Annotated in this window: 20 protein-coding genes and 2 pseudogenes; 10 read left to right on the top strand and 12 right to left on the bottom strand. The window is 69.9% G+C overall.

The annotated features are described in order from the left end of the window. Positions 1 to 287, bottom strand: a pseudogene (locus tag ABZS40_RS33690) (ArsR family transcriptional regulator); the annotation flags it as partial. A gap of 85 nt (positions 288 to 372) precedes the next feature. Between ABZS40_RS33690 and ABZS40_RS33685 the strand changes: the two are divergent. After that, positions 373 to 1,887: an endonuclease/exonuclease/phosphatase family protein gene (locus ABZS40_RS33685; protein ID WP_354948355.1), complete on the top strand. Its 1,515-nt coding sequence runs from the start codon at positions 373 to 375 to the stop codon at positions 1,885 to 1,887. Between the two features lie 457 nt (positions 1,888 to 2,344). Here the strand turns inward: ABZS40_RS33685 and ABZS40_RS33680 are convergent, their stop codons facing one another. Together ABZS40_RS33680 and ABZS40_RS33675 are read right to left on the bottom strand one after the other, a co-directional pair. Then, positions 2,345 to 2,698 carry an STAS domain-containing protein gene (locus ABZS40_RS33680; protein WP_354948353.1) on the bottom strand — a complete coding sequence of 118 codons (354 nt, stop codon included), beginning with the start codon at positions 2,696 to 2,698 and terminating at the stop codon, positions 2,345 to 2,347. 74 nt (positions 2,699 to 2,772) lie between these two features. Then, on the bottom strand, positions 2,773 to 3,033 hold the full coding sequence (locus ABZS40_RS33675; RefSeq protein WP_354948351.1) for a hypothetical protein: 261 nt from the start codon (positions 3,031 to 3,033) through the stop codon (positions 2,773 to 2,775). A gap of 76 nt (positions 3,034 to 3,109) precedes the next feature. On the opposite strand from ABZS40_RS33675, the gene ABZS40_RS33670 reads away from it, so the two are divergent. Further along, on the top strand, positions 3,110 to 3,364 hold the full coding sequence (locus ABZS40_RS33670; RefSeq protein ID WP_354948349.1) for a three-helix bundle dimerization domain-containing protein: 255 nt from the start codon (positions 3,110 to 3,112) through the stop codon (positions 3,362 to 3,364). Between the two features lie 152 nt (positions 3,365 to 3,516). Here ABZS40_RS33670 and ABZS40_RS33665 read toward each other — a convergent pair whose 3' ends face one another. The 6 genes from ABZS40_RS33665 to ABZS40_RS33640 all read right to left on the bottom strand — a co-directional run bounded on the left by ABZS40_RS33665 (position 3,517) and on the right by ABZS40_RS33640 (position 15,830). Further along, positions 3,517 to 4,473 carry a fatty acid desaturase gene (locus tag ABZS40_RS33665; RefSeq protein ID WP_354948347.1) on the bottom strand — a complete coding sequence of 319 codons (957 nt, stop codon included), beginning with the start codon at positions 4,471 to 4,473 and terminating at the stop codon, positions 3,517 to 3,519. 29 nt (positions 4,474 to 4,502) lie between these two features. After that, positions 4,503 to 5,426, bottom strand: a complete 924-nt coding sequence (locus ABZS40_RS33660; RefSeq protein ID WP_354948345.1) for a pyridoxal-phosphate dependent enzyme — start codon at positions 5,424 to 5,426, stop codon at positions 4,503 to 4,505. Positions 5,427 to 5,456: 30 nt separating this feature from the next. Continuing rightward, positions 5,457 to 12,728 (bottom strand): amino acid adenylation domain-containing protein, encoded by a 7,272-nt coding sequence (locus ABZS40_RS33655; RefSeq protein ID WP_354948344.1) that lies wholly within the window; start codon positions 12,726 to 12,728, stop codon positions 5,457 to 5,459. Positions 12,729 to 12,988: 260 nt separating this feature from the next. After that, a complete protein-coding gene (locus tag ABZS40_RS33650) occupies positions 12,989 to 13,420 on the bottom strand; it encodes a DUF6196 family protein (protein WP_354948343.1) in 432 nt (143 codons plus the stop codon). A gap of 193 nt (positions 13,421 to 13,613) precedes the next feature. Further along, positions 13,614 to 13,772 (bottom strand): hypothetical protein, encoded by a 159-nt coding sequence (locus tag ABZS40_RS33645; RefSeq protein WP_354948341.1) that lies wholly within the window; start codon positions 13,770 to 13,772, stop codon positions 13,614 to 13,616. A 261-nt stretch (positions 13,773 to 14,033) separates the two neighbouring features. Next, positions 14,034 to 15,830 carry an NAD-binding protein gene (locus ABZS40_RS33640; protein ID WP_354948339.1) on the bottom strand — a complete coding sequence of 599 codons (1,797 nt, stop codon included), beginning with the start codon at positions 15,828 to 15,830 and terminating at the stop codon, positions 14,034 to 14,036. Positions 15,831 to 15,979: 149 nt separating this feature from the next. On the opposite strand from ABZS40_RS33640, the gene ABZS40_RS33635 reads away from it, so the two are divergent. Beyond that, positions 15,980 to 17,026 carry an NAD(+)/NADH kinase gene (locus ABZS40_RS33635; protein WP_354948337.1) on the top strand — a complete coding sequence of 349 codons (1,047 nt, stop codon included), beginning with the start codon at positions 15,980 to 15,982 and terminating at the stop codon, positions 17,024 to 17,026. A 473-nt stretch (positions 17,027 to 17,499) separates the two neighbouring features. On the opposite strand, the gene ABZS40_RS33630 is transcribed toward ABZS40_RS33635, so the two are convergent. Continuing rightward, a complete protein-coding gene (locus ABZS40_RS33630; RefSeq protein WP_354948335.1) occupies positions 17,500 to 18,018 on the bottom strand; it encodes a hypothetical protein in 519 nt (172 codons plus the stop codon). A gap of 423 nt (positions 18,019 to 18,441) precedes the next feature. Between ABZS40_RS33630 and ABZS40_RS33625 the strand changes: the two genes are divergently transcribed. From ABZS40_RS33625 to ABZS40_RS33610, 4 genes are all read left to right on the top strand, one after another. Beyond that, complete coding sequence (locus ABZS40_RS33625; RefSeq protein ID WP_354948333.1) at positions 18,442 to 19,227, top strand: phosphotransferase; 786 nt, start codon at positions 18,442 to 18,444, stop codon at positions 19,225 to 19,227. 371 nt (positions 19,228 to 19,598) lie between these two features. Then, on the top strand, positions 19,599 to 20,138 hold the full coding sequence (locus tag ABZS40_RS33620) for an RNA 2'-phosphotransferase (RefSeq protein WP_354948331.1): 540 nt from the start codon (positions 19,599 to 19,601) through the stop codon (positions 20,136 to 20,138). 557 nt (positions 20,139 to 20,695) lie between these two features. After that, a complete protein-coding gene (locus ABZS40_RS33615; protein WP_354948329.1) occupies positions 20,696 to 21,520 on the top strand; it encodes a hypothetical protein in 825 nt (274 codons plus the stop codon). 213 nt (positions 21,521 to 21,733) lie between these two features. Continuing rightward, positions 21,734 to 22,213, top strand: a complete 480-nt coding sequence (locus ABZS40_RS33610; protein ID WP_354948328.1) for an SMI1/KNR4 family protein — start codon at positions 21,734 to 21,736, stop codon at positions 22,211 to 22,213. A 181-nt stretch (positions 22,214 to 22,394) separates the two neighbouring features. On the opposite strand, the gene ABZS40_RS33605 is transcribed toward ABZS40_RS33610, so the two are convergent. Further along, on the bottom strand, positions 22,395 to 22,910 hold the full coding sequence (locus tag ABZS40_RS33605; protein WP_354948326.1) for a hypothetical protein: 516 nt from the start codon (positions 22,908 to 22,910) through the stop codon (positions 22,395 to 22,397). Between the two features lie 185 nt (positions 22,911 to 23,095). Here ABZS40_RS33605 and ABZS40_RS33600 point away from each other — a divergent pair, with 185 nt between their 5' ends. Genes ABZS40_RS33600 through ABZS40_RS33590 form a run of 3 tightly spaced genes read left to right on the top strand, consistent with a single transcriptional unit; the run spans position 23,096 to position 25,718 of the window. Continuing rightward, a complete protein-coding gene (locus ABZS40_RS33600) occupies positions 23,096 to 23,650 on the top strand; it encodes a hypothetical protein (protein ID WP_354948324.1) in 555 nt (184 codons plus the stop codon). A gap of 44 nt (positions 23,651 to 23,694) precedes the next feature. After that, a complete protein-coding gene (locus tag ABZS40_RS33595) occupies positions 23,695 to 24,204 on the top strand; it encodes a hypothetical protein (protein ID WP_354948322.1) in 510 nt (169 codons plus the stop codon). Then, positions 24,201 to 25,718 (top strand): hypothetical protein, encoded by a 1,518-nt coding sequence (locus ABZS40_RS33590; RefSeq protein ID WP_354948320.1) that lies wholly within the window; start codon positions 24,201 to 24,203, stop codon positions 25,716 to 25,718. Before ABZS40_RS33595 ends, ABZS40_RS33590 begins: the two co-directional genes overlap by 4 nt. A gap of 304 nt (positions 25,719 to 26,022) precedes the next feature. Here ABZS40_RS33590 and ABZS40_RS33585 read toward each other — a convergent pair. Then, positions 26,023 to 26,250, bottom strand: a pseudogene (locus ABZS40_RS33585) (DUF808 domain-containing protein); the annotation flags it as partial.

Below are 26,250 nucleotides of genomic sequence, written 5' to 3'. Positions count from 1 at the left end.
TCGACGCGGGCGGCGAGGTCGGCGAACGCGGCTTCGAACGCATCGTCGGTGTCGGCCCGGACCGGGTCGGGCACCGACCAGTGCAGCCGGGGCCGCGGCGGCCCGGTGGGTTTTTCGTGGGCGCTGTCGCAGACGGCGATGACCAGGTCGTCGTCGCGCACGACGTCGGCGACGTGAGAGGTGGCACTCGGGTTCAGTGCCAGCCCGTGCCGGTGGGCGACGGCGTCGACACGCTGGTCGCCCTGCTTGACCGGATCCTGTGCGCTGTTGTTCGGCTGCGTTTTCACCAGTTGTTCTCACGCGGCCATGCTGCGGGCAGAACCTGACGGCGATGATCAGCGGAATGGCCGCTCTTCGATGTCTGGAGTTTTGATGCGTCAATTCCTGGCCTTGGCGACGGCCGTCCTCGCCGCCACCTCGGTACTTCTCACGCCTGCCCGGCCCGCTCTAGCCGCACCTGACGGCGCCCTGACCGTAGCGGCAGCGTCGGTCACCGTCGGCTCCGACATCCGGTTCAGCTACACGACGCCGCGCCACACCGCGACGAACTGGGTGGGGCTCTACGCTGACCCCGGTAACGGGCCCGTCCAGGAGGAATACGTCGGCCCGTCCACCAAATGGGTCTACACGCCGTCGGCGAGCGGCTCCGGCACGCTGCCCACCGCCGGCCTCACCCCGGGCGCGTACATCCTCTACTACCTGTACAACGACGGGTACACCTGGCTGGCCCAGCCGGTCCCGGTGCGGCTGACCGCCACCGGCGCCCCGCGCTTCCCCACCACAGCGTTCACGCTGCGCAACGCCAAGGCCGGCACCGCCTACTCGGCAACGGTCGGCGGCCTCGTCCTTGGCGGCACCACCGGCCTGACCTTCGCCAAGACCTCCGGACCCTCGTGGGCGACGGTCTCCGCCACCGGCGCGATCACCGGCACGCCGCCGGCAGCAGGCACCACGACGCTCGGCGTGCGCGCCACCACCGCTACGGGCACCGCCACCGCCACGGTGACCATCCGCGTTCAGTCCGGCGCGCTCGTCCCGCAGCTACGGGCGCTGAGCTGGAACCTGTGGCACGGCGGCACGGCGGTCTCGAACGGGCTGGAGAAGGAACTCACGTTCCTGCTCGAACGCGACGTCGACGTGGTCGGCATTCAAGAAAACGAGAGCGGCGCCGCCCGTACGCTCGCTGCCGCGCTCGGCTGGTCGTACTTCCAGGACCCGGACACCGCGGTCCTGAGCCGCTACCCGATCACCGCCACCACGCCCACGGTGGCCGGCTCGGCCGTCGCCGCGACGATCGACCTGGGCTCCCGCAGCCTACGACTCTGGAGCGCCCATCTCGGCTACACCCCGTACGGCCCTTACGACGCCTGTTTCGGCCGTCTGAGCGTGCAGCAGCTGATCAGCCGAGAAGCCTCCTCCGGCCGGACCGGCCAGATCAACAGCATCCTCACCGCAATGAAAGCCGACCTGGCCGCGTCCACGACCACGCCCGTCCTGTTGACCGGCGACTTCAACGCCCCGTCGCACCTGGACTGGACGGCCACCAACTCCCGCTGCGGCTACGGCGCCGTCGCCTGGCCCACCTCCACGGCACCCGCCAACGCCGGCATGGTCGACTCCTACCGCCAGGCCCGACCCGACCCGGCCCGGGATCCGGGCAACACCTGGTCCCCGGTCTACAAGACCTTCACCGGAGGATACGGCTACGACTCCCACCGAGGCGATCCGGAGCCTCAGGACCGCATCGACTTCATCCACTACCGAGGTCCGCTCACCGTACTGTCCTCCGATGCCCTGTGGACGGGTACCCCGTCCCAGTCCAACCCGTCCGCCAACGCCTGGTCCTCCGACCACGCCTCGGTGCTCACCACGTTCCGCGTCAACTGAGCCACCCACCCGCCGAATCTCCTGGTTCGGCGGCAGCACCGGCCGCTGACCCTCACCCGTCAGCGGCCGCTTCGCTAAGATGCCGCCAACTGTCGTACCCGGTCACCTCTTGATCGTCCCCAGCCGGGGACTCCTCGGTCGCCCGGCCCGGTATGACTTCCTGCCCCTGTCTACGGATGATCCGGGGGTGTTGTCGCCGGGTCGGGTGGTGGTCGCGACTCGCCGCAGCGGCGACATGATCACCAGGACGATGGGCCGGGCCCGCGCGGACGACTGGCTGTCCGGCGCCCGAGCCGTTAACGCAAGAAAGGGGACCAACCCCGGCGGCGACATGGTAATCGGCTAGACGACGACCGCGCTGGCCGCTCTGGTAGAAACCGTTTCGCGTCATCGCTGAGGGCTGCCAGGCAGGCGGAGGAACAAGCGCGTCCAGCACCGCCAGTGAAATCAAATCTGCCTAGTCGTGGCCGGTGCCGATGTGCCGCAGGCGGTGGACGGGTACGCCCGCGGTCACCAACTGTGTCGCGATGGCGCTCGACGGGTGATCCAGGAAGACGGCGACGTGCTGGTCATCGCCGAGATCGCAGGCGGCGGCGAACGTGCCGATGTTGATGGGGTCGAGTCCGTAGACCTCGCGCAGGTCGACGACCAGTCGCATCGGTCGGTCGTGCCGGATAGCCCGTACGACAGTGCGGCGTAGGTCGACCGCGTCGTCGGCGTCGAGCAGGCCGCGCGGTCGTATGACAAGGGTGCCGTCTGAGCTGGTGTCGACGTCGACCGTGGCGCCGGCCATCGCGCTACCTTCCGTCACCTGATGTTTCCCGGGTCGTCAGGTTAAGTGCTAGAAGACGGGGAGTCGATCCGCTGGCGCGAATGTTCACCCAGTCACGGTTGGATCACGAGCACAGCCGCGATCAACGCGGCGGCCACCGTCAGGCTCAGCGCCAGGAGGACCGCGGTCAGACGGTGATGGAAGGCCGGATTGGCGGCCAGTGGCTGCTGAAGCGCTGACCACGTGGTCGCGCCGAACAGCGCTGGCCTGAGGACCACACCAATGATCATGAGGATCAGACCGGACGTGAGGGAACTGGCACTCGTGAATTTCTCAGCAGCGCCGGGCGGTGGCAGGCTCACGACGGTGAACATTGCGCAAACGGCCGAGTACCGCGCCGGGGTTCAGGGCACTTATCGCGGAGACGTACGACGACATGTGAGGTGAACGATGACCGAACCCGCCGCCAGTGGCGGTCTCGTCGACCCGGAGATCGCCCTGCAACGCCAGGTGGAAACGCTCGGACAGCGTTTCCCGGATGTGGACCACGCCGAGCTTTCCACGCGCGTGCATGACACCTACGAACGCCTCAAGGCCGACGCCACCGTCGACGCGCACCTGGTCGCCATGACCGAGAAGCAGGTCACGGAGGATCTACGCGGCGACGGCGAGACAATTCACGTCCGCAGCGACGACGAAGCCTAAGTGAGCTGGGTCAGCGAGACCGTTGAAGCCTTCGCCGAGATCGATCAGGGCGGCGAGCGTGGTATCGGGTTGAATCACGCCTTCCCCGGGCCCGGACGCGGGTTACGCCAGTAGAGCGTCGGCTACTCGCCGCGTGGGCTGTCGCCATTCCGTCAGGCGCCCGCCCGGGGTCGCACCGCCTGCCAGAGCAGCCGGTAGAACTCGGCGTAGGTGCGCTGCACGTGCTGGCCGTACCGTCGGGTCTCGTCGTGCCGGGCCGGCAGCTGGTTGATTGGCACGCTCATCGCCGCGTGGTGCTCGATGTGCAGGTTGTTGCCGTTGGTGAACCAGGTGCTCAACCAGCTGCCCCGGATCGAGCGGGTGTTGCGCAGCACGTCGGTCGTGTCGGTGTCGCAGAGCAGGTGTTCGGGCAGCTCGACGAGGAAGTGCAGGGGCACCGCCACCAGCAGCGGCAACACCCACAGCCGCAGCGGGTACGCGCCGTGTCCGGTCAGCGCCAATCCGACGGCGCCCAGCACCGCACCGCCCAGCAGCAGGTGCTCGGTGACGATGCGCCGCCGCATGGCCGGAGCGAGCTCACCGTGGGCGTAGCGCCAGCGCCCGACGGCGGCGCGCAGCACGTCCCACCCGACCTCGCCGAGCCGGGGGTAGTCGAGCAGACCGCGCACGAGCATCCCGAGGGTCAACCGCCGGCGGGTGTCGAAGCCGAAGAACTCGGTGTCCTGCGGCGTCCCCAGGTAGCGGTGGTGTTGAAGGTGCCGCACCCGGTAGTGCGAGTAGACGACAAGCAGGGGAACGCCCAGCGGAACACCGACGAGCCGGTGCGGCGACGAACGGCGGAACGCGGAATGGTGCAGGCACTGGTGCTGCAACTCCACCGCGTGGGTGTACATCGCCGCGAGCAGCAGCACACCGGCCACGATCGCGACCGGTTCGGGGCGCAGGGCCAGGGTGGCGCCGGCGGCGGTCAACACCGCGAGCGCCGCCAGTTTGCCGACGAAGACCCGCTCGTCGGCGCGGCTCACCCGGGCTCGGCGAAACAGAACTGTGGGTCCGTCGGCCACCGTGGCGGGCGGCCGGAGAGCGGTGGGCGGTGCGGTGATCGTCATCCGAGAATCTCCAAGGAGGGGCGAGGCGCTCAGCGTCCGCTGAGCAGCACGACGTGGGTGCCGGCGGGCAGCCCGTCCGGCGCTTCGGCGCGGGCCAGCAGCCCAGCGAGGGCGACCGCACCGGCCGCGGTGGGGTGCGCGCCGTAGCCGGCGAGCAGGTCCCGGGCGTGCTGGAGCTGGTCGTCGTCGACCCCGTGCACCGCGCCGCCGGTGTCGGCGATCGCGGCCATCGCCTGCGGCCCCTGGAGTGCGTGCCAGTTGACAAGTGGCTGGTTGTGGTCGGTGGTGCTCACTCCGTCCGGCGGGAGCATCCGGTACGGGCCCGGCCAGCTGGTGACCACCGGGTTGTTACCCGCCGAGCAGACCCCCTGCAGCACCGTCGGCCAGCCTTCTTCGCGCAGTCGCCGGTGTACCGCGATGACCGTGGTGCCGTTACCGACCGGGATCCAGAGCTGCGCCGGAGGCTCGTCGAGTGCCGCGCGCAGCGCCGCGACCACCACGCCGTGCCCGTCGAACACCGCGTCGACGTACGGGCCGTCCACGTTGCCGTCGACGGCACCCGGCACGCGGGCCAGCCGACGGGACTCGTCGACGGCGTCCTCGTAGCTGCCCGCGACCAGGTGCACCCGGGCACCGGCGGTGCGCATGAACTCGCCGCCGTCACTCCATCCGGCGGGCAGCACGACCGTGCAGGTCATGCCGGCCGCCCTGCAGGCCATCGCCATCGCCCGGCCGTAGTTGCCGCAGGTCGCGACGACCACCTCGGAGCGGCCCTCGGCGGCGGCGCGGGCCACCACTGCGCGAGCGGCCGGCTCCTTGTGGCTGCCAGAGGCGTACCGGGTCTCGTCCTTGACCAGGACGCGGACGCCCGGTACCAGCCCGGTCGCGTCGATCAGTGGGGTGCCGAAGGCGTCGGTGGGCGCGTCGACCGGCGCCAGACTGGCCGTGGACATACTGCTCCTGAGTGAAGAGGGGTGGTTGGGTCAGGACCGTGCCGTGGCGGCGAGCTGGGCGTCGGCGAGCCGCTGCAGGTCGTCCCGGTCGCCGATCTCGGCGGGCGGCAGGGCGTCGGGCAGGTTGTCCTCGATCAACCTGAGGGTGGGGTTGCACCAGCCCCGGATCGCCCAGCCGAGCTGGAGCAGACCGCTGAGCACGACGAGCAGTGCCAGACCACGACCCGGCCCGGTGCCGAGCACCACGCCGACCGTCCCGGCCAGCGCGCCGCCGGGCTCCAGCAGTGGCTGTACGTAGTGGTCGGCCAGCGGGCCGACCACGAGGTAGCCCAGTGGCATGGTCAGCATCATCACGGTGATGAAGATCGACAGGACGCGACCCTGGAGGTCGAAGCCCACCTTCGTCTGGATCAGCGCGATCCAGTGCCCGTCGATCAGCGACTCGGCGAAGGCGAGGGCGAACATGCCGACCACCGCGAAGACGGGACTGGCCCCGACGCCCACCACGGCCATCCCGAGGCTGGCCACCGCCATGAACAGGATCATCCCGGTGGCCCGCCGTGGGGTGCCGCCCCACAGGCCCATGGTGAGGCTGCCGAGCAGGCCACCCACGCCGCCGGCGGACAGCGCGAGGCCGAGCGCCACCGGGGACTGCTCAATCAGCAGCATCGGGGTGATCACGGCGAAGCCGAGGGTGTAGAAGGCGTGGTCGATGACGAAGAACCGCAGCGCGGCCCGCAGGCCGGGTCGGCGGGCGATGTAGCGCCAGCCGTTCGCCACCTCGGTGCGGAAGGTCTCCTCCCGGCGGCGGAAGAGCCGGTCCGGGAAGCGGACCAGCAGCAGGGTGAGCGCGCCGACGCAGAACGTCGCCACGTCGATGAGGATCACGCCACGGATGCCGATGACACCGATCAGGCCGGCGCCGAGCATCGGCGCGAAGACCAGGCCGACGCCCGCACCGAGCTGGCTGATGCCATTGGCGTGGCCCAGGTAACGCTTGGGCACGAGCTGCGCCACCGCCGCCAGGTAGGCCGGCCGCTGGAACGCGCCGGCCAGCGAGGTGACCGACACGGCCAGGTAGATCTGCCACAGCCGTAACCCGCCGCCGACGGTGACCAGCAGCACCAGTGCGACCATGGCAGCTGCCGCGACGGCGTCGCTGGTCAGCATCAGCCGTCGCCGGTCCCACCGGTCCGCGACCGCGCCGGCGACGGGCCCGGCGAGGATGCCCGGCAGGATGCCGACCGCGCTGACCACCGCGAAGTCGGTGATCGCGCCGGTCTGCTGGTAGACCCAGATGCTCAGCACCAGCGTGCTGAGGCCGCTGCCGACCATCGAGACGAACTGTCCGAACGCGACCGCCGCGAACCGCGCCAGGCTGGGCGCCGGCCCGCGCCGCGGCGCCCCGACGGTCGGCACGGGCGCGGCGGCAGGCACCGGCGCGATGTCCGTCGACACGACCGCCCGCGAGGCGTGCGCCACCAGAGCCTCGGCCAGACCCACCGCGTGGGTACGCACGAAGAAGTGCCCGGCACGGGGCAGGACCGCCAGGTCGACCCGCTCGGCCACGTGCGTCCACTCCTGGTGGCGTTCCTGGTACAGCTCGGTGACCCGGTCCCGTTCCCCGATCACGCTGAGCACCGGTGCGCGCAGGCGCGGATGGTCCGGGTCGCGGTACGCGGCGGTGTAGAACTCCTCCGCGTCCCGCGCGTCGTGCCGGACGTTGCGTAGCACGAACGCCTCGTCGGCCGGGTCCGCCACGTCGGTGAAGCCGCCCCGGGCCCGCAGGTACGACAGATACTCCCGATCCGAGGTGAACCGGTCGGTCGGCACCAGCCGGTAGAACCAGTCGAACAGCCGACCAGGCAGCCGGGCGGTGGGGAAGCTCGCGCCCAGTCCCACCCCGCGCAGATCCACCCCCTCCTCCTCGGCCCGCCGGGCGATCTGGAGGGTGAGCGCGGTGCCCAGGCAGTGCCCGTAGAGCAGCACCGGGCCCGCGATGCCCCGCAGCTCGGCGAGCACCCGCTCAGCCACCTCGGCGCCCGGCTGCGGCGCCTCGTCCGGGCGGCTGCGGTCGTGCCCGGGCAGCTCCACGGCGTACAGGGCCCAGCCGGCGGGCAGCGCCTCGGCCAGCGGCTGGTAGGAGATCGCGCTGCCCCCGGAGTACGGCACCGCGACGACCGTCATCCCGCCGGTGGACAGGTCGGCGTCGGCCGGGGTGAGCCGGTGCAGCAGACCGTCGGCGGGAGCCGTGCCGGCGGCCCGTTCGTCCAGCAGCACGGCCAGCGCGCGAACGGTGGGCTGCTGGTACAGCTCCACCAACGCCAGACCGGAATCGATCCGGCGGACCAGCCGCAGGGCGGCGAACGAGTCCCCACCGAGGGCGAAGAAGCTGTCGTCGATGCCGACGGCGGCGCGACCCAGCTCGGCGCACCAGGCCTCGGCGATCCGCCGCTCGCTATCGGTGCGCGGGGGTGTGCCGGTGGCGTCGGCGTCGACCTCCGGCGGGGCGGGCAGCGCCCGCCGGTCGAGCTTGCCGTTGGGGGTCAGCGGCAGCGCGGGCAGGGTCAGCAGTCGAGCCGGCACCATGTGCGCGGGCAAGCTCGCCGCCACCGCGTCGCGGATCGCCCGTTCGTCGAGCGTCACACCGGGCCGGGGCACCAGGTGGGCGATCAGCCGGGCCAGCCGGTTCGGTCCCTCATAGACCGTGGCCGCGCACGCCAGCACCTCGGGCAGAGCGGCGATTGTCGCCTCGATCTCGCCCAGTTCCACCCGGTAGCCGTTGACCTTGACCTGGTCGTCGAGGCGACCGAGGAAGTCCACGGTGCCGTCCGGGCGGAACCGCGCCCCGTCGCCGGTGCGGTACATCCGCGCCGGAACGCCAGCCTCGGCCGGGGCGTACGGGTCGGCGACGAAACGCTCGGCGGTCAACTCGGGCCGCTCGTGGTAGCCGGCGGCCACCCCGACCCCACCGAGGTACAGCTCACCGACCACCCCCACCGGCACCGGCTGCTGGTGCGCGTCCAGCACGTACACCCGGTTGTTGGGGAACGGCCAGCCGATCGGCAGCGGCGCGTCGTCGGGCAGCGCGTCGACGTCGCCGTCGAAGTAGACGTTGTCCACGCTGACCTCGGTGACGCCATAGGCGTTCACCACCCGCCCGTGCGGACCGACCAGGTCACGGGCCTGCCGGTACTCCCGCACGTGCCACTTCTCGCCGCCACCGATGAGCAGCCGGACGAAGTCCAGCCGCTCCCCCGCCCCGGCCACGTACGCCAGAAGGGTGCGCAGCACCGCCGGGACCAGCTCGGTGCACTCCACCCGTTCCGCGCGCATCAGCGCGTACAGGGCGGCAGGGTCGAGCAGGGTCTCCCGGGGCACCACCACCAGTCGACCGCCGGTGCAGTGCGCCCGCAGCGTCTCCCCGACGAACATGTCGAAGGAGAAACTGGCCGCCTGCTGGTAGGTCCAGCCAGGTTCGAGGTGGTAAGCCCGCTGCCACATGGAGGCTGCGTGCACCAGGTTGTGGTGGCTGACCACCACCCCCTTGGCCCGGCCGGTGGAGCCCGAGGTGTAGATGACGTACGCGGGATCGGCACCGGAGGTGACCAGTGCAAGGTCGCGGTCGTCGGCGGCGGTGATCCGGTCGGCGTCGCGGTCCAGGGCGAGCACTCGCGTCGACGTTCCGGCGGCCGGTGCGGTGGCCAGGTCCAAGCGGGTGACCAGGACGGCAGCGCGACTATCGTCGATCATGTAGCGCAGCCGGTCGGCCGGGTACGCCGGATCCAGTGGCACGTACGCGCCACCGGCCTTGAGCACCGCCCACATGGCGACGAACAGCTCGACGCCCCGGTCCAGGCAGATCGCCACCCGGCTGCCCGGCAGCACCCCGTCGGCGCGCAGCACCCGGGCCAGCCCGTTCGCCCGGCGGTTCAACTCTGCGTAGCTGATCGTCTCGTCCCGCCAGGTCAGGGCGGGGGCCTCCGGGAACTCCGCCACAACCCGCTCGAAGAGTTGGTGCAACGCGGTGGCGTCCGGCAGCGGCGCGGCGCTGTCGTTCCAGTCGTGCAGAATCCGCCCGGTCTCCGCGTCGGTCAGCATCGGCAGCCGGGTGACCGGAGTGTCCGGCGCCGCGACGCCGGCGGTCAGCAGGGTGAGCAGATGGTCCAGCAGGGCGTCGACCCGTTGCGCGTCGAACAGTTCGGTGGCGTAGTCGATGCTGAGCACCGGACCGTCCAGCGGGAAGTCCAGACCGACGGCGAGGTCCACCATCGTCGCGGCCGGCGCCACCTCGCCCGCGTACCGCAGGCCGGCGCCGGTGGGCACCGGCGTGTTGTGCACGGTGAGCATGACACCGGTGAGCCGGTTGCGGTTGGCCGACGCCGTCCGGCCGGTGGCCGCGATGATCTGTGGCAACGGCAGGTTCTGATGGTCCAGGTCGGCCAGGACGGCCGAGCGGACCCGCCCCACCAGCTCGGTGAAGGTGGGCTCGCCGCTGACGTCGCCGCGCATCGGCAGGATGTTCAGGGCCGCGCCGATCACGCTCTCCAGCTCCGGCCGGTTGCGGCCGGCGACCGGTGCCAGCACCGTCACGTCGGTTCGCCCGGTGTAGCGCGACACCGTGGTCTGCAAGCCGGCGAGCAGCACCATGAAAAGGCTGGCCTGGTGGGTCCGTCCGTAGCCGCGCAATGCGTCCAGCAGGGCCGGCTCGACCCGCCGGGACACCCGGCCGGCCGCAAACGAGCGCACCGGCGGGCGCGGACGGTCCGCGGGTAGCTCCAGGTCAAGATCTGCGTCGGCGAAGCGCGTACGCCAGTAGTCCGCCAACGCCGGATCGGCCGCGGCCGCGACGCGCGAGCGGACCATGTCGGCCAGTGCCGTCGGCGCGGCGGCGGCGTCGTCGTCGTCGGACGGCGCGCTGTCGGAGGCACCGGTACGCGTGGCCCGCTGGGCGTAACGCTGCGCCAGCTCGTCGCCGAACAGGCTGACCGACCACCCGTCGAAGACAAGGTGGTGCACGACGAGCAGGAGTTCGTCCGTCGACCCGTCGCGGATCAGCAGGGCCCGCGCCAACGGTCCGGCGGCCAGGTCGAACGGCTCGCGCACGGCCCGGTCACGGGCATCCGCGGCATGCTGCGCCCGCTGCGTCACCTCAACATCGCGCAGGTCCACCTCGACCAGCGGCAGCCGGCCGGCTGGCTCGACCCGCAGTCGCGGGTCGCCGTCGAGCACCGGCACCCGGGAACGCAGGGCCGGATGCCGCCGCGCGACGTCGTCCAGGCTCGCCGCGAGCAGGTCGGTGCGGATCCCGGCGGGCAGCAGGTAGCGGATGCCCAGTGTGTGCGCGGGCAGGTCGGCGCAGACCTGCTCGGCGATCCAGAAGTCCTGTTGCAGTCCGGCGAGGGGCAACTGCACCGCGCCGTCGGCTTCCACGGTGACGACGGAGGTAGGCGGGTCCGCGGGGGCGGCGGCCACCGACCGGGTACGGATCAGCGCGGCGAGCCGGGTCGGCGTCGGCGTGGCGTAGAGCTGGGTGAGCGTCACATCCACCCGGTGGTCCAGGCGGACCGCGCCGAGCAGACGGATCGCGTCGAGTGAGTCCGCGCCCAGGGCGAACAGGTCGTCGTTCGGGTCGACCGGCACGCCGAGCAGCTCGCTCCAGCGGGCGGCCATGGACATCGACATCTCGTCGGCGTCTCCGGCTGGTCCGGGAGCGCCCGAGCCGGCGGAGCTGGGCAGCGGCAGCCGGGCCAGCGCCGCGCGGTCCACCTTGCCCTGCGCGGTGAGCGGGAACGCGCGGTGCGCGAGGACCGCCGCCGGCACCAGGTGCGTGGGCAGGTCGACGCCGAGGCGTCGACGCACGTCGACAGCGTCGACAGCGGCGCCGCTGGTCATCAGGTGTGCCACCAGCCGGGGCTGTCCGGTGCCCTGGTCAACGAGCACCACCGCGTCGGTGACCTCGGTCAACCGACGGACCGCCGCCTCGATCTCCCCCAGCTCCACCCGGAACCCGCGGATCTTCACTTGGTCATCCAGGCGGCCCAGGTAGGCCAACTGGCCGTCGGGCAGCTCGCGGACCCGGTCGCCGGTGGCATAGGTGACCCGCCCGTCACCGTCGATCGGGAAGCGCTCGGCGGTCAACTCCGGACGGTGCAGATAGCCGGTGGCCACACCCGGCCCGCCGATGCGCAGCTCCCCGGGCTCCCCCGGGGCCACCGGAAGGCCGTCGAGATCGACGACCGCGCAGCTCACCCCGGACAGGGGGCGGCCGATCGGGACCGGCCCGGCACCGGACCACCCGGTCAGGTCGGCGCAGGTAGCCACGACGGTCGCCTCGGTCGGGCCGTACGTGTTGAGCAGCCGGACCCCGGAGCCCACCCGGGCCTGCCAGCGGGTGACCGCGTCGGCCTGCGCCGCCTCGCCACCGATGATCACCAGCCGAACACCGGACGGCAGCGACGCCTCGCCCCTGTCGATCGCAGCGACCACCTCGTGCCAGTACGCGGTGGGCAGATCCAGCACGGTGATCCCCTGCCGGGCACAGTGGTCGAGGAACCGATGAGGGCTGCTGATCGCGTCCTCGTCACGGATCACCACGGTCGCCCCGGCGGCCAGCGGCGGGAAGATCTCCTCGACGCTGGCATCGAAGCTGAGGGAGGCGAACTGGAGGACCCGATCGTCGGGCCGCAGGTCGTAGTGCTCCCGGGCCACCCGGCAGAAGTGCTCCAGCGCCCGTCGAGGCACGCTCACGCCCTTCGGACGGCCGGTGGAGCCCGAGGTGAAGATGACGTACGCGGGGTCTTCGGGGTCCGGCGTCGCCACGGTGACCGAGCCGCCAGTTTCACCTGTCGAGTCGGCGTCGATGACGAGCCGCGGTGTGCCGGTCGGTAGGTCCGCCCCGTCCTGGTCGGTGAGCACCAGGGCGGGCAGGGCGTCGGCGACCATCAGCGCCAGGCGGGCCGGCGGGTAGGTCGGGTCCAGCGGCAGGTAGCCGGCGCCAGCGCGGAGCACCGCCAGCATCGCCACGATGGCGTCGCGGCCCCGGGGCAGGCAGACACCGACCAGGTCGGCCGTACCAACTCCGTGCGACCGCAGCGCCGTGGCCAACACCTCGATCCGCCGCAGAAGATCCGCGTAGCCGAGCACACCGGTGTCGTCGCGCAGCGCCGGCCGGTCCGGAGACCGACGGGCGTGCCGCGCGATCTCGTCGAGCACTCCGGCGGACGGGTACGCCGCCGTCCCCTGGAGGGCGACGACGGTGCGAGCCGCTTCGGGCGACCGGACAGTGGGGGTGACGGACACGGATCTCTCCTCGACCTTCGCGACGTCCGGCGGACGGCGCGGACACCGTACGAAGATCGACCTGCCGTCCGGGCCACCGGAAGGCGAACATCAGCTCACCATCAGGATCATTTGCACTTGATCGCATCCGGCCAGGTCAGACCGGTGAGGACCAACGCCGCGAGCCGGCGACCGGCGACTGGCCAGGGTCGTCGGTCAACGTCCGACGTTCACCTGCCGTTCGCCGCTGTGCACACGCGCCTACGAGGCGACGCGGGTGTCTACCGACCGGCACGCAGTTCGTGAAGGACCTGTACAGCCTGCGCGCGGACCTGCGCCGGGCAGCCCCAGTAGTCGTAGATGCCACCGCGGTCGCTGTTGTGACCGCAGATGACGAACATCCCGGTGCCCAGCCGGCGTTTGAACTCGGTGGCCAGCCACCCGACGAACCCGCTGTTGTCCAATCCGGGCGGGAAGTGAAACGAGAACACCGTGAAGCGCTCACCGTCGGTCGCGCCGCCTGGCGCCAGCCACGACCACCGATCCTCGTCGCGCACCACCGCCAGTAGGTCAGCCGTCAAGGCCGGTGGCTGAGAAAGCGGGGCCTCGGAAAACGACCACTCTCCATCGAAGATGACCAGCTCCGCGGCCGCGACGACTCGCCGCAGCCGCTGCGCGGTCTCGTCAGGGGACTCCTGGCTGATGCTCACCATGCGACGATCCTGCCCGATGACGCAGGCCGACGCAGTCGCCCTCGACACACCGCTGTCGGCAGGTACGGCGCAGACTGCCGGTACGAGCACGTCCCGCTGACCGCGCCCGCCTCGTACACCGCCCACCGCCGCCGCTGGCCAAGCCAACTCTGCCGGGCGGTCGAGCCGCTGGTGCGAATGTTCACCGTCACGGTCAGATCACGAGCGCGGCCGTGATGAGCGCGGCGACCGCCGTCAGGCTCAGCGTCAGGAGCGCTCCGGTCAGGCGGTGATGGGCGTCGGGGTTACGGGCCAGTGGTTGCTGCAGCGCCGACCAGGTTGTCGCGCCAAACAGCGCCAGCGTGAGGACCACCACAATGATCATAAGTATCAAACCAGACGTTGAGGAACTGGCATTCATCAACGTCCCAGCAGTAGCGCGGTGGGGCAGGGTCGCGAAGGTGAACATTGCGCGAACGACCGAATGTCGCGTCGAGTCTCGGGGCACTACTCGCGGAGACACACCGTGGACGCGCACTTGGTCGCCATGACCGAAAAGCAGGTTACGGAGGATCTCCGTGGCGACGGCGAGACGCTTCACGTCCGCAGCGACGACGTGGCGTAGGACGACCGTTCACCCGCCATCTCGTGGTGCGGGCGCGAGCAGCCGCAAGGGCGCGACGTCGGCCACTGGTCTGGCGTCGGGGCTGGGTACGGTGCGGGGCAGCAGCGCGGCGAGACCGGCGCGCGTGGCCAGCACGATCAGCCGGTCGGTGCGAACCAGTGGTCGGCGTTCCGGCAACGACCAGATGGTCTGCCCCGCCCGACCGGTCCGCATCGCGATCACCCACACCCTGCCGGGCTGGGTGACGTCGTGGTAAAACCGGCCCTCGAGTTCGGACCCGGCGCCGACCGGGAGGTCGGCCACCAGCAGTACCCGGCGGCCGACCGAGATGGTGTCGATGACCTGCCGGCCCATCATGGCGGCCGCGAACGCCGGCGCTGCCAAGGACGAAACGCTGCGTGACTCGTCGATGCCCAGGATGCGCTGTGTGCGCTTCGCGAAGCCGTCGTCGAACAGCCGTAGCACCACCCGCAAGGGGGCTCTGGTTGCTTCCGACCGGGCCCGGGCCGTCTCGTGTGCGGACCGCCCGGACAGGGCGGTCTCCAGGTTGGTGACGTCGTCGGCGGTCAGCACCACCAGGGCCCGGCAGGTGTGCACGGAGGCGGCTCGTAGCGTCTCGAGGCGGGTCGCGTCGCCGACGATCACCGGCAGGCCCAACTCACGGGCGACCCCGATGCCCCGCGCGGACTCGGTCCGGTCGACGGCGACGACGGGGATGCCGAAGGCGTGCAGTTCCTCCAGCACCCGGGTGCCGATGTTGCCGAGCCCCACGAGTACGACGTGGTCATCGATCGGCTCAATCACGCCGCCAGCGGCGACCGCGAGCCGGGCACGCACCAGCGAGTCCACCACCAGTGCGGTGACGGTCGGAAGTAGCGCCACCCCGGTGGTCACCAGTACCACCGCGGTCACCTTTTCGGTGAGCGGTGCGGTCGCGTCGGCCTCGGCGGCTCCCATCGTGGTCAGCAGCGTCAGGTAGGCGGCCTCCGCGAGGTTCACGCCGCGGGTGTACGCCAGCAGGACGCTGGCGGCGGTGAGCAACGCGGCCGTGCCGGCCAACGCCAGTCGCAGATTGCGGCTGAACACCAGTCCGAGGGCCCGGAACAGGCGCGGCCGACGTCGCAGAGGTTTCACGCGGGGCCGCCCATAGGCGCGGAGCAGCACCAGGTCGGCCGACTCCTGGTCCGCCGGAAGGACAACCGGCTCAGGGCCGGTCGTGCGGGCCAGGCCGCAGACCACATCCGCCCCGGCCGGGTCGACGTCACTGCGCATCGCAGTACGCAGTAGCTCGCCCTCGGGCAGCCGCAGGTATGTCGGCGTGGCGTCTCCGAGCGTGGCGGCGACGAACGCCGGTGCGGCAATCTCCGATCCGGAGAGCACGGCGCAGTCCCCGAGCATCGCGGCAACGCCCTCGCCGAGCACGGGGTTGAAGAGTCGAACCACGAGCCGGACCTCCGGGGCCAACTCCCGGGTGATCATGGCGGCATCCACGTTCGTCACATCGTCGACACCGACGAACGCCACGGCGGCGGCCTCCCGGACCCCAGCCTGATCGAGCACCTCCCCGGTCAGGCGCCGCGCAGTGATGATCTCCGGCTGTCCCTCCTCCTCCACCGTGAACTCCGCGGCGAGGTCGGCAAGGTCAGGTGCGTGGTTGTCGCTCACCGGTCGGACCACGGTGACCGCGACACCGTAGCGGTCTGCCAGCTCAGTGACCAGACGACGAGCCAACGCACCGTCTCCGCAAACCACGAACCGCTGCCGTGCCGGTTCCGCGGTGGCGCTCTGCCTGGTGTCTTCGGACACACCCAAAGGGTAAACCGGCGTCGCACGTGGACCGGGTTGTCCAGCCGCAACCTGCGATCACCCCTACTTGCCAGAACCTTGTACGTAGAGTATGGCCGCAGTGTTGATCGTCAGCAGGACCCGAGAACCAAGGGGACGTGGAGAGTCGGATGCTCGTTGCCGTCGTCGTACACCCGACCAGGCCGCAGGCCGCCGAGACGGCGGACATGGTGTCGCGGATCTGCGCCGAGCACGGCGCGGCGTCGCAGACGTTGGATGTCTGGCAGGACGAGCAGAGCCCGGCCGAGGTGCTGGCCGGCATGACGCAGCGCCCCCAACTCGTCGTCACCATCGGCGGCGACGGGACCCTTCTGCGCGGACTGGCCGTCGCCGTCGAGGCCGACGTACCGGTTCTGGGCGTGAAGGCCGGCCGGGTCGGCTTTCTCACCCCGTTCGCCGCGACGGACCTGCCGAGGGTGCTGGGCGCGGCCCTGGCCGGCCGCGCACCCATCCAGGAGCGCATGCTGCTCACCCTGCGGGCGTCGCGCCCGCTACAGGTCCCACCGGAGCTTCGGACCCTGCTGCGCTACGGCCGCGGTCCCGATCCCGTTCCGCCCCTTCCCCGTCCGAGCACGCCCGACGAGGTGGGTTGGGGTGTCCCGTTGGGCCTGAGCGCCCTCAACGACGTCGTGTTCGAGAAACTCGGCCGAGACCGGCAGACCAGCGTGGCGGTGTACCTGTCCGGGCGGCTGTTCGCCACCTACTCCGCCGACGGCGTCATGGTCGCCTCACCGACCGGCTCCACCGCGTACTCCTTCGCCGCAGGCGGACCCGTCCTCTCGCCGCGCCTCAACGCCCTCGTCTTCACCCCGGTCGCCCCCCACATGGCGTTCAACCGCAGCATGGTCACCGCCCCGGACGAACCCGTGGGTGTGCAAGTGCTTCCACGATCGGGTCAGGTCGCCGTCGTCGTCGACGGGCGCGTACACGGAATCCTCGACCCCGGCGACTGGGTCGCCGTCTACCCCGCCCGACGCCGCGCGAAGCTCATCGTCGCCGACGTCGACGACTTCTTCGGCCGACTCCGAGACCAGTTCTCGCTGGCCGATGCCCCCGCGGCCCGCGCCGACACGGACAGCCAGCCCCCGCTGCTGGTCTACCGGCCGGGCCAACCGGTACCCGAGGACCTCCAACACCTGCACCTGCCCGCGGAGTAGCCTCCGGCCTGAGCTCCGCGGCTCGCCCCTCCACCGGAACGCAGTCGCGAACGCCACGAACGTCCCCCTCTCGACGGGTCGTGCGTCGCGCCCACAAGTCCGAAGCCACTACCTCGACGCCAACCTCCGATCGCTGAGCTGGCCGCGCGATCGACGCACCGCCGCGGACACGGCACCGGTGGCAATCAGCCGGTTCGAGGGTTGCCTGAGTTGGCGTTCAGGGCACCCCTGCTGCTCCCCTATCCGGGCCCGGCACCGCGTCCCTTGCATCGGGTTGAATACCGCGGTGATCAGCATGGAAGCGGTCATCGAGGTTCCCGCGGTCACTGATGGGTCATCACCGCCGTGGCCGGTGGCAGCGATGGCGCCCAGTTCGTGGTTAGTGCTCAACGCCGGCTGTGCCGATGACCGGGTCGGGCCGTTCGTGACAGCGCTCCAGCACCGGACGCGCCCACTGGCTCACTCTCTGGCCCTTAGCCGCCGGGGAGTATCACCCGCGTACGGTGGGGCAGCGATGTCAGCACCCGACGCTGGCCGGTGACCGGATTGACGGCGACCAGCTCACCGGCACCCACTGCCAAGTCTTGCAGGATGACCTCGGTACCGGCGAGACCTAGGAAAGTCTCAGCCCTGCCACCCCGGAGCACCACGAGGTCGATCCGGCCGGCCGATCGACCGGAGCGCAAATCGACCCCTATCAACGTCATTGGGGGCACCGTCGGCTTCCTCGCCGGCTTGCCCGCCGGGAGCTCCTCCTGCGGGGTCACCAAAGCCCACGCCGTCGGCGGATCGCCGCTACCGCGTACGAGCGGGGCGAATGCGTTGCGGATATCTCCGGGGCCGACCTGATGGGTCGTGGCCAGCGACACCGAGCGGGCACTACCGCCGTTGACGTCCCGAATCGCGATGGTGAGCTGGCGGCGCGGTCGCGCGTTCAAACCGACCTTGACCTCTGCCGTGACGAGCTCACGCCCATCGAGGAATGCCAGCATCCGGCGGCCCGGCGTCCCGCGTAACGCCAGAGGGCGCACCTCCCCGCCGGGCAGGGTGATCGCTGCGTACGCCTCATCAGCACCGGAAGGTTGCCCCAGCAGCAACGATCGCCCGTCGGTCGACCACTGACGCAACTCGTACCCGGGCGGGACTGCCCGTTCCGTGGTCCCGGTCAGGTCACGGATCCACCACTGCTCGTCTCGGCGCTGGGCGAACCACCGCCCGTTTGGCGAAAGTGCCTGAAGGGCCCCACGATGCCTGCTAGCCCGACGCTGAACTGTTCACCGGAGGCGGTCACCAGGTACATCGGCCACCGGGGCAACGCGCCGGTCACCGGGGAGCACCTGCCGGAACCTCATGCCGGCACACGTCCGCGATACGGTGTCTCCAGCTTCGATCAATCGAAAAATCAGGGCGGCAACGTGGCGAATCCGCACGAGGCAGGGCCGTTTCCGTCCGACCCGGCAGAGCAGCCGTTGGCCGGAGGTTTCGTCAGCGACGTCGTGCTGGTCGGCGAGACTGTACGAAAGTCACCACCGCGCGACCCGGACTTCGTCCGCCGCCTGCTACGCCACTTCGAGCAGCACCAATGGACTGGTGCACCACGGTTCCTCGGTACGGACCACCAGGGCCGGGAAATGCTCAGCTTCATCGACGGCGAGGTGCCATGGCTGCAGAGCCACGCGCCACCGTCCATACGATCGGAACAGAGCCTCGCCGCAGTCGCCCGGCAGGTCCGGCGCTTCCACGATCTGACTGCCGGAACGGATCTTGCCGGCGGCCACGAGGTGGTGTGCCACAACGACTTGTCGCCGAGAAACACTGTCTACCGTGGCACTGCCCGGCAGATACTGCCCGTGGCTTTCATCGACTGGGACATCGCTGCACCGGGCGCGCGAGTCCACGACGTCGCACACGTCTGCTGGCAATACGTCGGGCTCGGTCCCGCCGTCCAGAACGCCCCCACGGCAGCGAAGCTGGTCCGCGTCATCGCCGACGCCTACGGGCTGGAGGACCGGTCCGTCCTGGTCGACACGATCATGTGGTGGCAGGACCGGTGCTGGCGTGGCATTGAAGCTGCAGCCGAGGCCGGCGAGCCAGCGATGATCCGGCTCCGCGACTCGGGAGCGGCCGAAGCCGTACACACGGCTTACGACTGGACCCAGGACCACCACGACCTGCTCCACCGAGCAGTCACGCCGACGTAGCGGATCCCCTCGCCGGTCACTCGACATCCGCTCACCGGCATGAGCGGACGCCGCCCGACTGACGACCGGGAGCACTCTGGCTGACCTCTTCGGGACGCCGAAGAGGTCACCATCCTGAACTGGCCGGCCAGGGAGTTGCCCCTGGGATCGGTGTCTCAGATGACCGAACCGCAGCGGACTCCAGCAAGCTCACCCGCAACCCTTCTCGTCGATCTGCAGAGGGCCTACAGGCGTGGCATCAGGCGAGCCGTGGCACCGGCCGGCGGCAGCCATCCTGGGAGCAGCGGCGCAGGCCCACCAGAGACAACTCCGGGTTCGGCGTCGTCGGAAACCTCTCGACTCGAGCGACGGGGATCGACCACAATGCCACAGTGGAGCGCGAGCACCTGGTGAAGTTGAGCAAACGGATGTCAAAGGCACTCCGGCACGATCCCGACAGGGCCGGCCTGGTGCTCGACCCGGCCGGCTGGACTCCCGTCGACGCTCTGCTCACCGCCCTACGGATCGAGCGGGCCGAGCTGGACGCGGTCGTCGCCAGCAACGACAAGCAGCGGTTCGCTGTCGAGCCCGGCACCGACGGGGTGCTGCGGATCCGGGCCAACCAGGGCCACTCAGTCCCGGTCAACCTCGGGCTACCCCCGGTGACCCCACCGGAGCGGCTCTATCACGGCACCAGCGCCAGTGCGCTGGAGTCGATCCGGGCCACCGGCCTGCACCGCGGCGGACGGCACCACGTCCATCTCTCCACCGACACCGAGACCGCCCACCGGGTCGGCGCCCGACGGGCCGGTCGGGCCGTGATCCTCACCATCGACGCGGCGGCGATGGCCGCCGACGGGCACGTGTTCCACCGCAGCGCCAACGACGTCTGGCTCACCGACACGGTCCCTGCCAGGTATCTGCTCGACTGAGCCCTGGTCTGTCCGTCCCGGGCCGCTGTTTACGGCGGCCTGCGTACGGCCTCGAACGTGATGCCGCATGAGACATCCGGCGCGGCGACCCCGGGGCCGGGACAGGGGACGGCGGCCAACACGACCGCTCTGCGAAGGCCACTTCACCCCGTCGCGGTTCACGCCGCCGGCCTGCAGCGTGCGGACACGAAGAGCTGCGGTCTGGAAGAGCTGAGCAGGTGCGCGGCGAGGGTCAGGGCCTAAACCAGGTGACCGCAACTGGGCCTGCTCGGACTCGATGAGATGCACGCACGCACGCGAGAGACTCCCGTACCCGGGCTTGGACGCACTAGCCTCGGAGGCCGGCCTGCCCAACGTGCGGCGCCGGTACCGCACGTCACTGACTTAGGGATGGCAGCACCGTTCGAGCCGGGCCAGGCTCCGGGGAGCCCGCTCATCGTGAGCGGGCTCCCGAAACGGCTCAACCGAGGCCCCAGAGTTCGGCTGCAGAGGCGGCGGATCGCGGCCAGATCCGTGCACCTCTGAAGCGCCGTGGACTGACCGGAGAGGATGTATGCGTGGATGCCACAACGTTGCACTGGGCATCACGCCGGTATCTGACGAGGCGATACGAGGAACTCCAGGGCGAGTATGGTCGGCTGCCCAACAGTGGCCGCCAAGCCGATGGGTACCACTACACCACCCACGCGAAGGAGATCTTCCCACGCTACAACGTCGTGGACGCCATCCTCGTAGAGGTGGAGCGGCTCGATCCGGACCGGCTTCCCAGCGGTGACGTGGTGGCCAGCATGATGCTCACGGCTGCCGAGAGTGCGAACTCCCCCTTCACCGAGCCCCCGTACGACGAGGTCCAAGCACGGGCCATGGCCGAAGAGCGCCGGCTGTTCGCTGCAGAGGTGCAGCACTGGACGGCGCAGATCGATTTCCGCGCCGACCCGGTCCTGTACCGGCGCGTGCTGACGCCCGAGGAGTCATCAGCCTGGCGGACGTCGCTGCAACGGCGATGGGGTGTGCAGAACGGCTGGTGGCACCCGTTGCTGAGTAGTTCGGTTCCGCACGACGTGCTGGTCCTGACTGGGGAGTCGATGTGGGAGGGCGACGGCGTTGATCAGGTTCGCCGAGTGCTGCGAGAGCTGGGCCGGCGGCGTGTAGTCGAGTTGCGCGAGTATGGGGCCGACTACCTGTTGGATGTGGAGATCGTCGCCCCCAGGTACACGGGGCCAGAGGGTCTCTGGATCGACGAGCATCACGATTGGATTGCCTACGCATCCCACGAGGGAACCGTGGCATTCGGCGGTGTACTCTCCGCCGGGCTCGTGGCGACCTGGCCTGAGGCCGACAGCTGGCGATGGCCCGGATGGCAGGAACCCGGCCATCGGTGAACCATGTCAACTCAGAACGTTGCCCGTGGGGTCGGGTCGACGGGACCTCGTACGAGTGTGCCTGGCGTTGGCAGACTCCAGTACCGGACGGCGCACACATCCACCTCGACGCCGGCATCAACCCATTTGATCTCGTTTCCGCGCACCCTCATGCTTGCTCGCCACGCAACGCCGTCGACGGCGTAACCGCCATCCGCGGCGCAGAGTCACGACGTGGGCGGCGGCCGGATGCGCTGCCTGATCCCGACGCCTGACAGGCGGTGTCACCTGACGATCGGTTCGATGACTCCGGCGGCTTACGGTGTCGAACCGGCGTTGATGCGGTCGCATAACGGCGGGATGCCGCACCACACGTGTTGTCCGGTGCCGAGCCCGACCACGTGGGCCGACACTCATGTCGCCGTGGACGGGATCATGGGGATCGGACGGGAGAAGCGATACTCGTTGGCAGGCGAGGCCGGCAGCCGATTCTGGATCGAGGAATGGGGCTACCCACCGATCGGCATGTATGTTGCCACCTGCCCATCCGCTGGACACGACATGATTGCCTTCCGCGAAAGCGGCCCCGACGGTGAAGCGCGAGTAGTCCACGTCGACCAAGAGTGGGACTACCGAATCACGGTGCTGGCACCGAGCTTCATGTCCTTTGTGCAGGCCCTGCGGCCCGCCAGCGATTACGAAGAAGAGGATTGAAGCTCCCCCACGCCAACACTGCCCGGTGAGCATGACGAGGAGCACCACACACCGGCATGACCGGCACCGGCTTCGCGCGATCGTGATGACGCCACGTAGCGCCCGATCGGCGGCAGAAGCGGACGTGGGTGGGTACGCGTCGCCGTGAGCGTTCTCCGGTGTTGATTGTTCGCCGACGTATCTACCGGACGTATGGACGACAGCCGTACCTGAGTGGATGCGGCGATGCTACGGAGTGCTTTCCTTCGCATGGGCTCCATCTAGCGGCCGGCACCGTCGCGATCACGTAATCCTCGGTCAGGTCCGGCTGCACGTGCACCATCGCATTCCTACCGACGTAGCGGACGACGAACATAATGTCGCGCAGCCACATCTCGTCGTAGTCGGCAAGACTCTCTGGCACCTCACCCACAAGTCGCACTTCGTCACCCGGCTTGAGCGGGGCATCTGTCGGAGCCTCGTCGCGTTGGATGGCCGTGATCGCGTGGATGAGAGTCTTCAGCGGTGTGGTGTCCGCGCCGTAATGAGCCAGATGGCCGAGGTTCTCGCTGGCCTTCGACGGCGGGTCGCAGTGGCGGCAGTACAGCATGTCGACCGGGACGGCGGCGACCGAGCGCATCGCGACGGTCAGCTTCGTCGCCAGCGAGACAGCCAGCAACGGCGCCACGGCCTTCGACGTCGACGACGCGACCTTCACGTTGAGCTGAGGGCGAACCCGCCGACGGCGTCGAATGGCATCGTCGCCCCACAATGGAGGGATTCCGGCACGAGATCAACGCCCGCACGTGTGAGCGGGCATCGGTGCTGCCGGCCACAGCTCTTGGTCGGCGCCCGGGCCGTCCCGTCGGCACTAGGATGACTCCCACTGCGGAGGGGAGTCGGATGCCCGCCACCAGCGACGAGGAGCCCATCGGATCGATGTGGCCCCGCCTTGCCACCGCACTGCTCTGCCTGATGCTGGGCAGCGGGCTGAGCATCTGGTCCTGGCGGGTCTATGACGCCTCGCTCGTTCCGATCTACCGTCCACTTGGCGCTCTCAGCAGGGTCGGCGCGATCCAGGTTTACGTCCCGACCGAGTCGTTCGCCACGACAACCGAGTTGCGGCTGCTCCAGGCCGACACGGAGTCGCTCGCCCCGTTCATCTTCACCTTCACCGTGACGTCGCCGGTCCACCTCGCCAAGCCGCCGGTGGTGGCCCTCGAGTTCGTCAGCCCGATGCGCGTGTCGATCGCCGCGCCCGTACCCACCAACCGCTACCAGCCGTCGACCGTGCCATGGTTCCACCACGCTCAGAGCACGACCGGCGTTCGCCAGGCCATCGTCATCGCGGAGCCGCCCGCGACGCCGCCAACACGTATCAGCCTGACCGGTATGGCTGGTGCGCTTCGGGACCCCGCCCATCGCTGCCCTGGTACACCTTCGACGGCAGGCGACTGACGATCCGCCTCGCCGGCCGGATGCTCCAGGGCACAGCGCACACCGTGAACGGGGCGCGGTCGACGTACGGACTGCCCGCGATCATGCCGGCTCGGGTGAACAACGGGCTGAACCGGACGGCTGGTGCGAAGGAGTTGGCCGCGGACCTCATCACGGCGACGGATCTCGCCGAGGGCAGAAGGGCCAGTGTGGGTCGCCCGGTCGCCACTCGACACTCGCTCGAACTGCTGCACCCGGCCGGCGGGGGCGTGCTCGAACAGGAGATGACCAACCGGGTACCAGCGGACGCCCGCGTCGATTACGTCGCCCCCGTACCTCAGGACCCGGATGTCCTCAAGTGGCAGGTAGAGGAATCGGTGGAGCCGATCCTCATCCGGCTGAGTTACGTCAACCGGTCGGCGGAGCAGTCGGGACAATCACGCATCTTCCTCACCGGCGTCGGCCTGGGCGGCGCGTTGTCGCTGCTACTGATGGGTTTCGAACTTGGTCCATGGCGGAGCCTGGCCAGGCTGTGGCGGCACCATTACCGGGCGGCCCGAAAGGAAATCGGATGACTGCGCGCTCGCGCCCCCTTGAGTTTCTCGCCAGGCGCGCGGCCCTTGCGAGCCGCGCCCTGCGGCGGGCGCCGGGTCATCTGGCCGGGATCCGACGCCGAGACGCCCTGCGGCTCGCGGCGATCGGCACCTCCGTGCTGATCGTGGCACTGACGGGGGTCATGATCGGGCTCGCCACCCTGGCCAAGTCTGACGCCAGGATCGGCCCGCTCGAAGTCGAGTTCCTCTTCAGTCTCTCGCTCGACGGTGGCACCGAACTTCAGGTGCCACCACTGGGGGCGGTGCAGGTCGCCGACTCGCACGATGGACCGCTGCACCTCCGGGCGGTGATCGTGGGGATCGACCGGGAAAGGGCCGCTCAACTGCTCGAAAATCCTGACGCGCTGAACTACTTCGCGTTCCGGGTGGGGGACGACCTGCGAGATGCGGCGATACGCGCCGCATTCCGGGCGGTCGGCGCGGCCATCCTCTCGGGCCTGGTGCTGTCGGCCCTCGCCATCCGCGACACCAGACGTGTCGCCTGGAGCGGAGCGCTCTCAATGATGATCATTGTGGGCAGCTTTGGCGTGGCGCTCGCGACGATCCGGCCGCAGAGCATTGAGGGGCCGCTGAGATACAGCGGGCTACTCACGCAGGCTCCGAACGTCGTGCAGGAGGCACGGACCACGACATCGAGCTACTCCGAGCTCGGCGACAACCTCACCGAATTTCTGTTGGCGGCGACTGCCGTCTACGACCGCGTTGTCACGGTGCCCGACGTGGGCACAGCCGGCGGCGACTTCATCGTGCTGCATGTCAACGACATCGGATCGAACCCTCTGGCCTGGTCGGTACTGCACGAGGTGGCGGCGCAGTACCACGTGTCAGCCGTGATCGACTCCGGCAACACCACAGCGCTGGGTAGCAACCTGGAGAACCGGATACTGGAGGCGCAGATCTCGACCTTCAAGGTCCCGTACCTCTGGGTGAGAGGGGATCAGGACTCCACCAGCACGAGCCTCGCGGTCGACAGCGTAGAGAACGCCACCGTCCTCGACGGTGAGGTCGTCGAACTAGGACCACTGCGGGTGATCGGTGGGCCGAGCCCGTTGCGGTCGCCGGTGACGACGGCGGAGTTGAGCGCCACCGACCGTGCCGCCGTTGAGGCTGGAGCGAAGGCGGTGAACGACCAGATCGTCGCCCACAACGCGAGCAATCCCCTGGGCGTGAACCTGGCCGTGTTCCACGAACCGGAGAGCGCCACGGCAGTGGCGGCCACGACCCCGGTCGTCCTGTCCGGCTCACGGTCAGGTCGAAGCGTGACAGCGATCGACGATGACACACTGCTGCTGCGGCAAGGTCGATCCGGCGGGGGTGGCGTACGGCAGCTGAATGCGAACGACCAGCACTTCGCCATGTCATTGCTGCACTTCACGCCCCAGGGACAGTTGAAAGCCTACGACGACATGGTGGTGTACGGTCCGGGGCGTGGGCGGGTCGAGTTCGAACGGATCCTGGTCCCCGATGGTGAGTAGCCGCGCCACCCACTCCCCGGCATCTCCGGCGACGCCGCGACCCGGCCGTCCGACGGCAATCAGGAGCCCCGATGGAAGCGATCGCGGCTCACCGTTGCGCGGAAGAGCCACATGCCGCCCGTCGCGACTGGGTGGAACGGTCCGCAGCGCGGCACTGCGGCAGGGCCGTACCGTGCCTAGACACCGGAGCAGGCGTGGCTGACTACCAGCGAAGACTACGACTCCACCGGGTGCGGCTGAAGCACCAAGCGCGGTTCAGCACCAGAACGCCTGACCGCTCGGTCGAGTTGCGAAGATGCTCCGGTCATCCGCGTGGCGCCCGGTCCGCAGGAGCGTCGCGACGCTGCGTTGCACGGCTCGCCGGCGCGGGGATGGTGCCGTCAGTACGAGTCGGGCCCGCCGCAGTCGCAGCCGCAGCCTTGGATTTACGGCGGTGCAGCGTGAGAGTCATGACCACCACGACCAGCGCTCCGACGATCAGCCCGAGGATCGCGCTGGCCACCGTGTTGACGAGCCAGCCGACGAGCCCGCC

It is taken from the genome of Micromonospora sp. NPDC005324, from assembly GCF_040607155.1.
Lineage (GTDB): Bacteria > Actinomycetota > Actinomycetes > Mycobacteriales > Micromonosporaceae > Micromonospora > Micromonospora trifolii.
The sequence above is the reverse complement of the archived record's forward strand: the minus strand, read 5'-3'. Positions and strand labels throughout refer to the sequence as shown.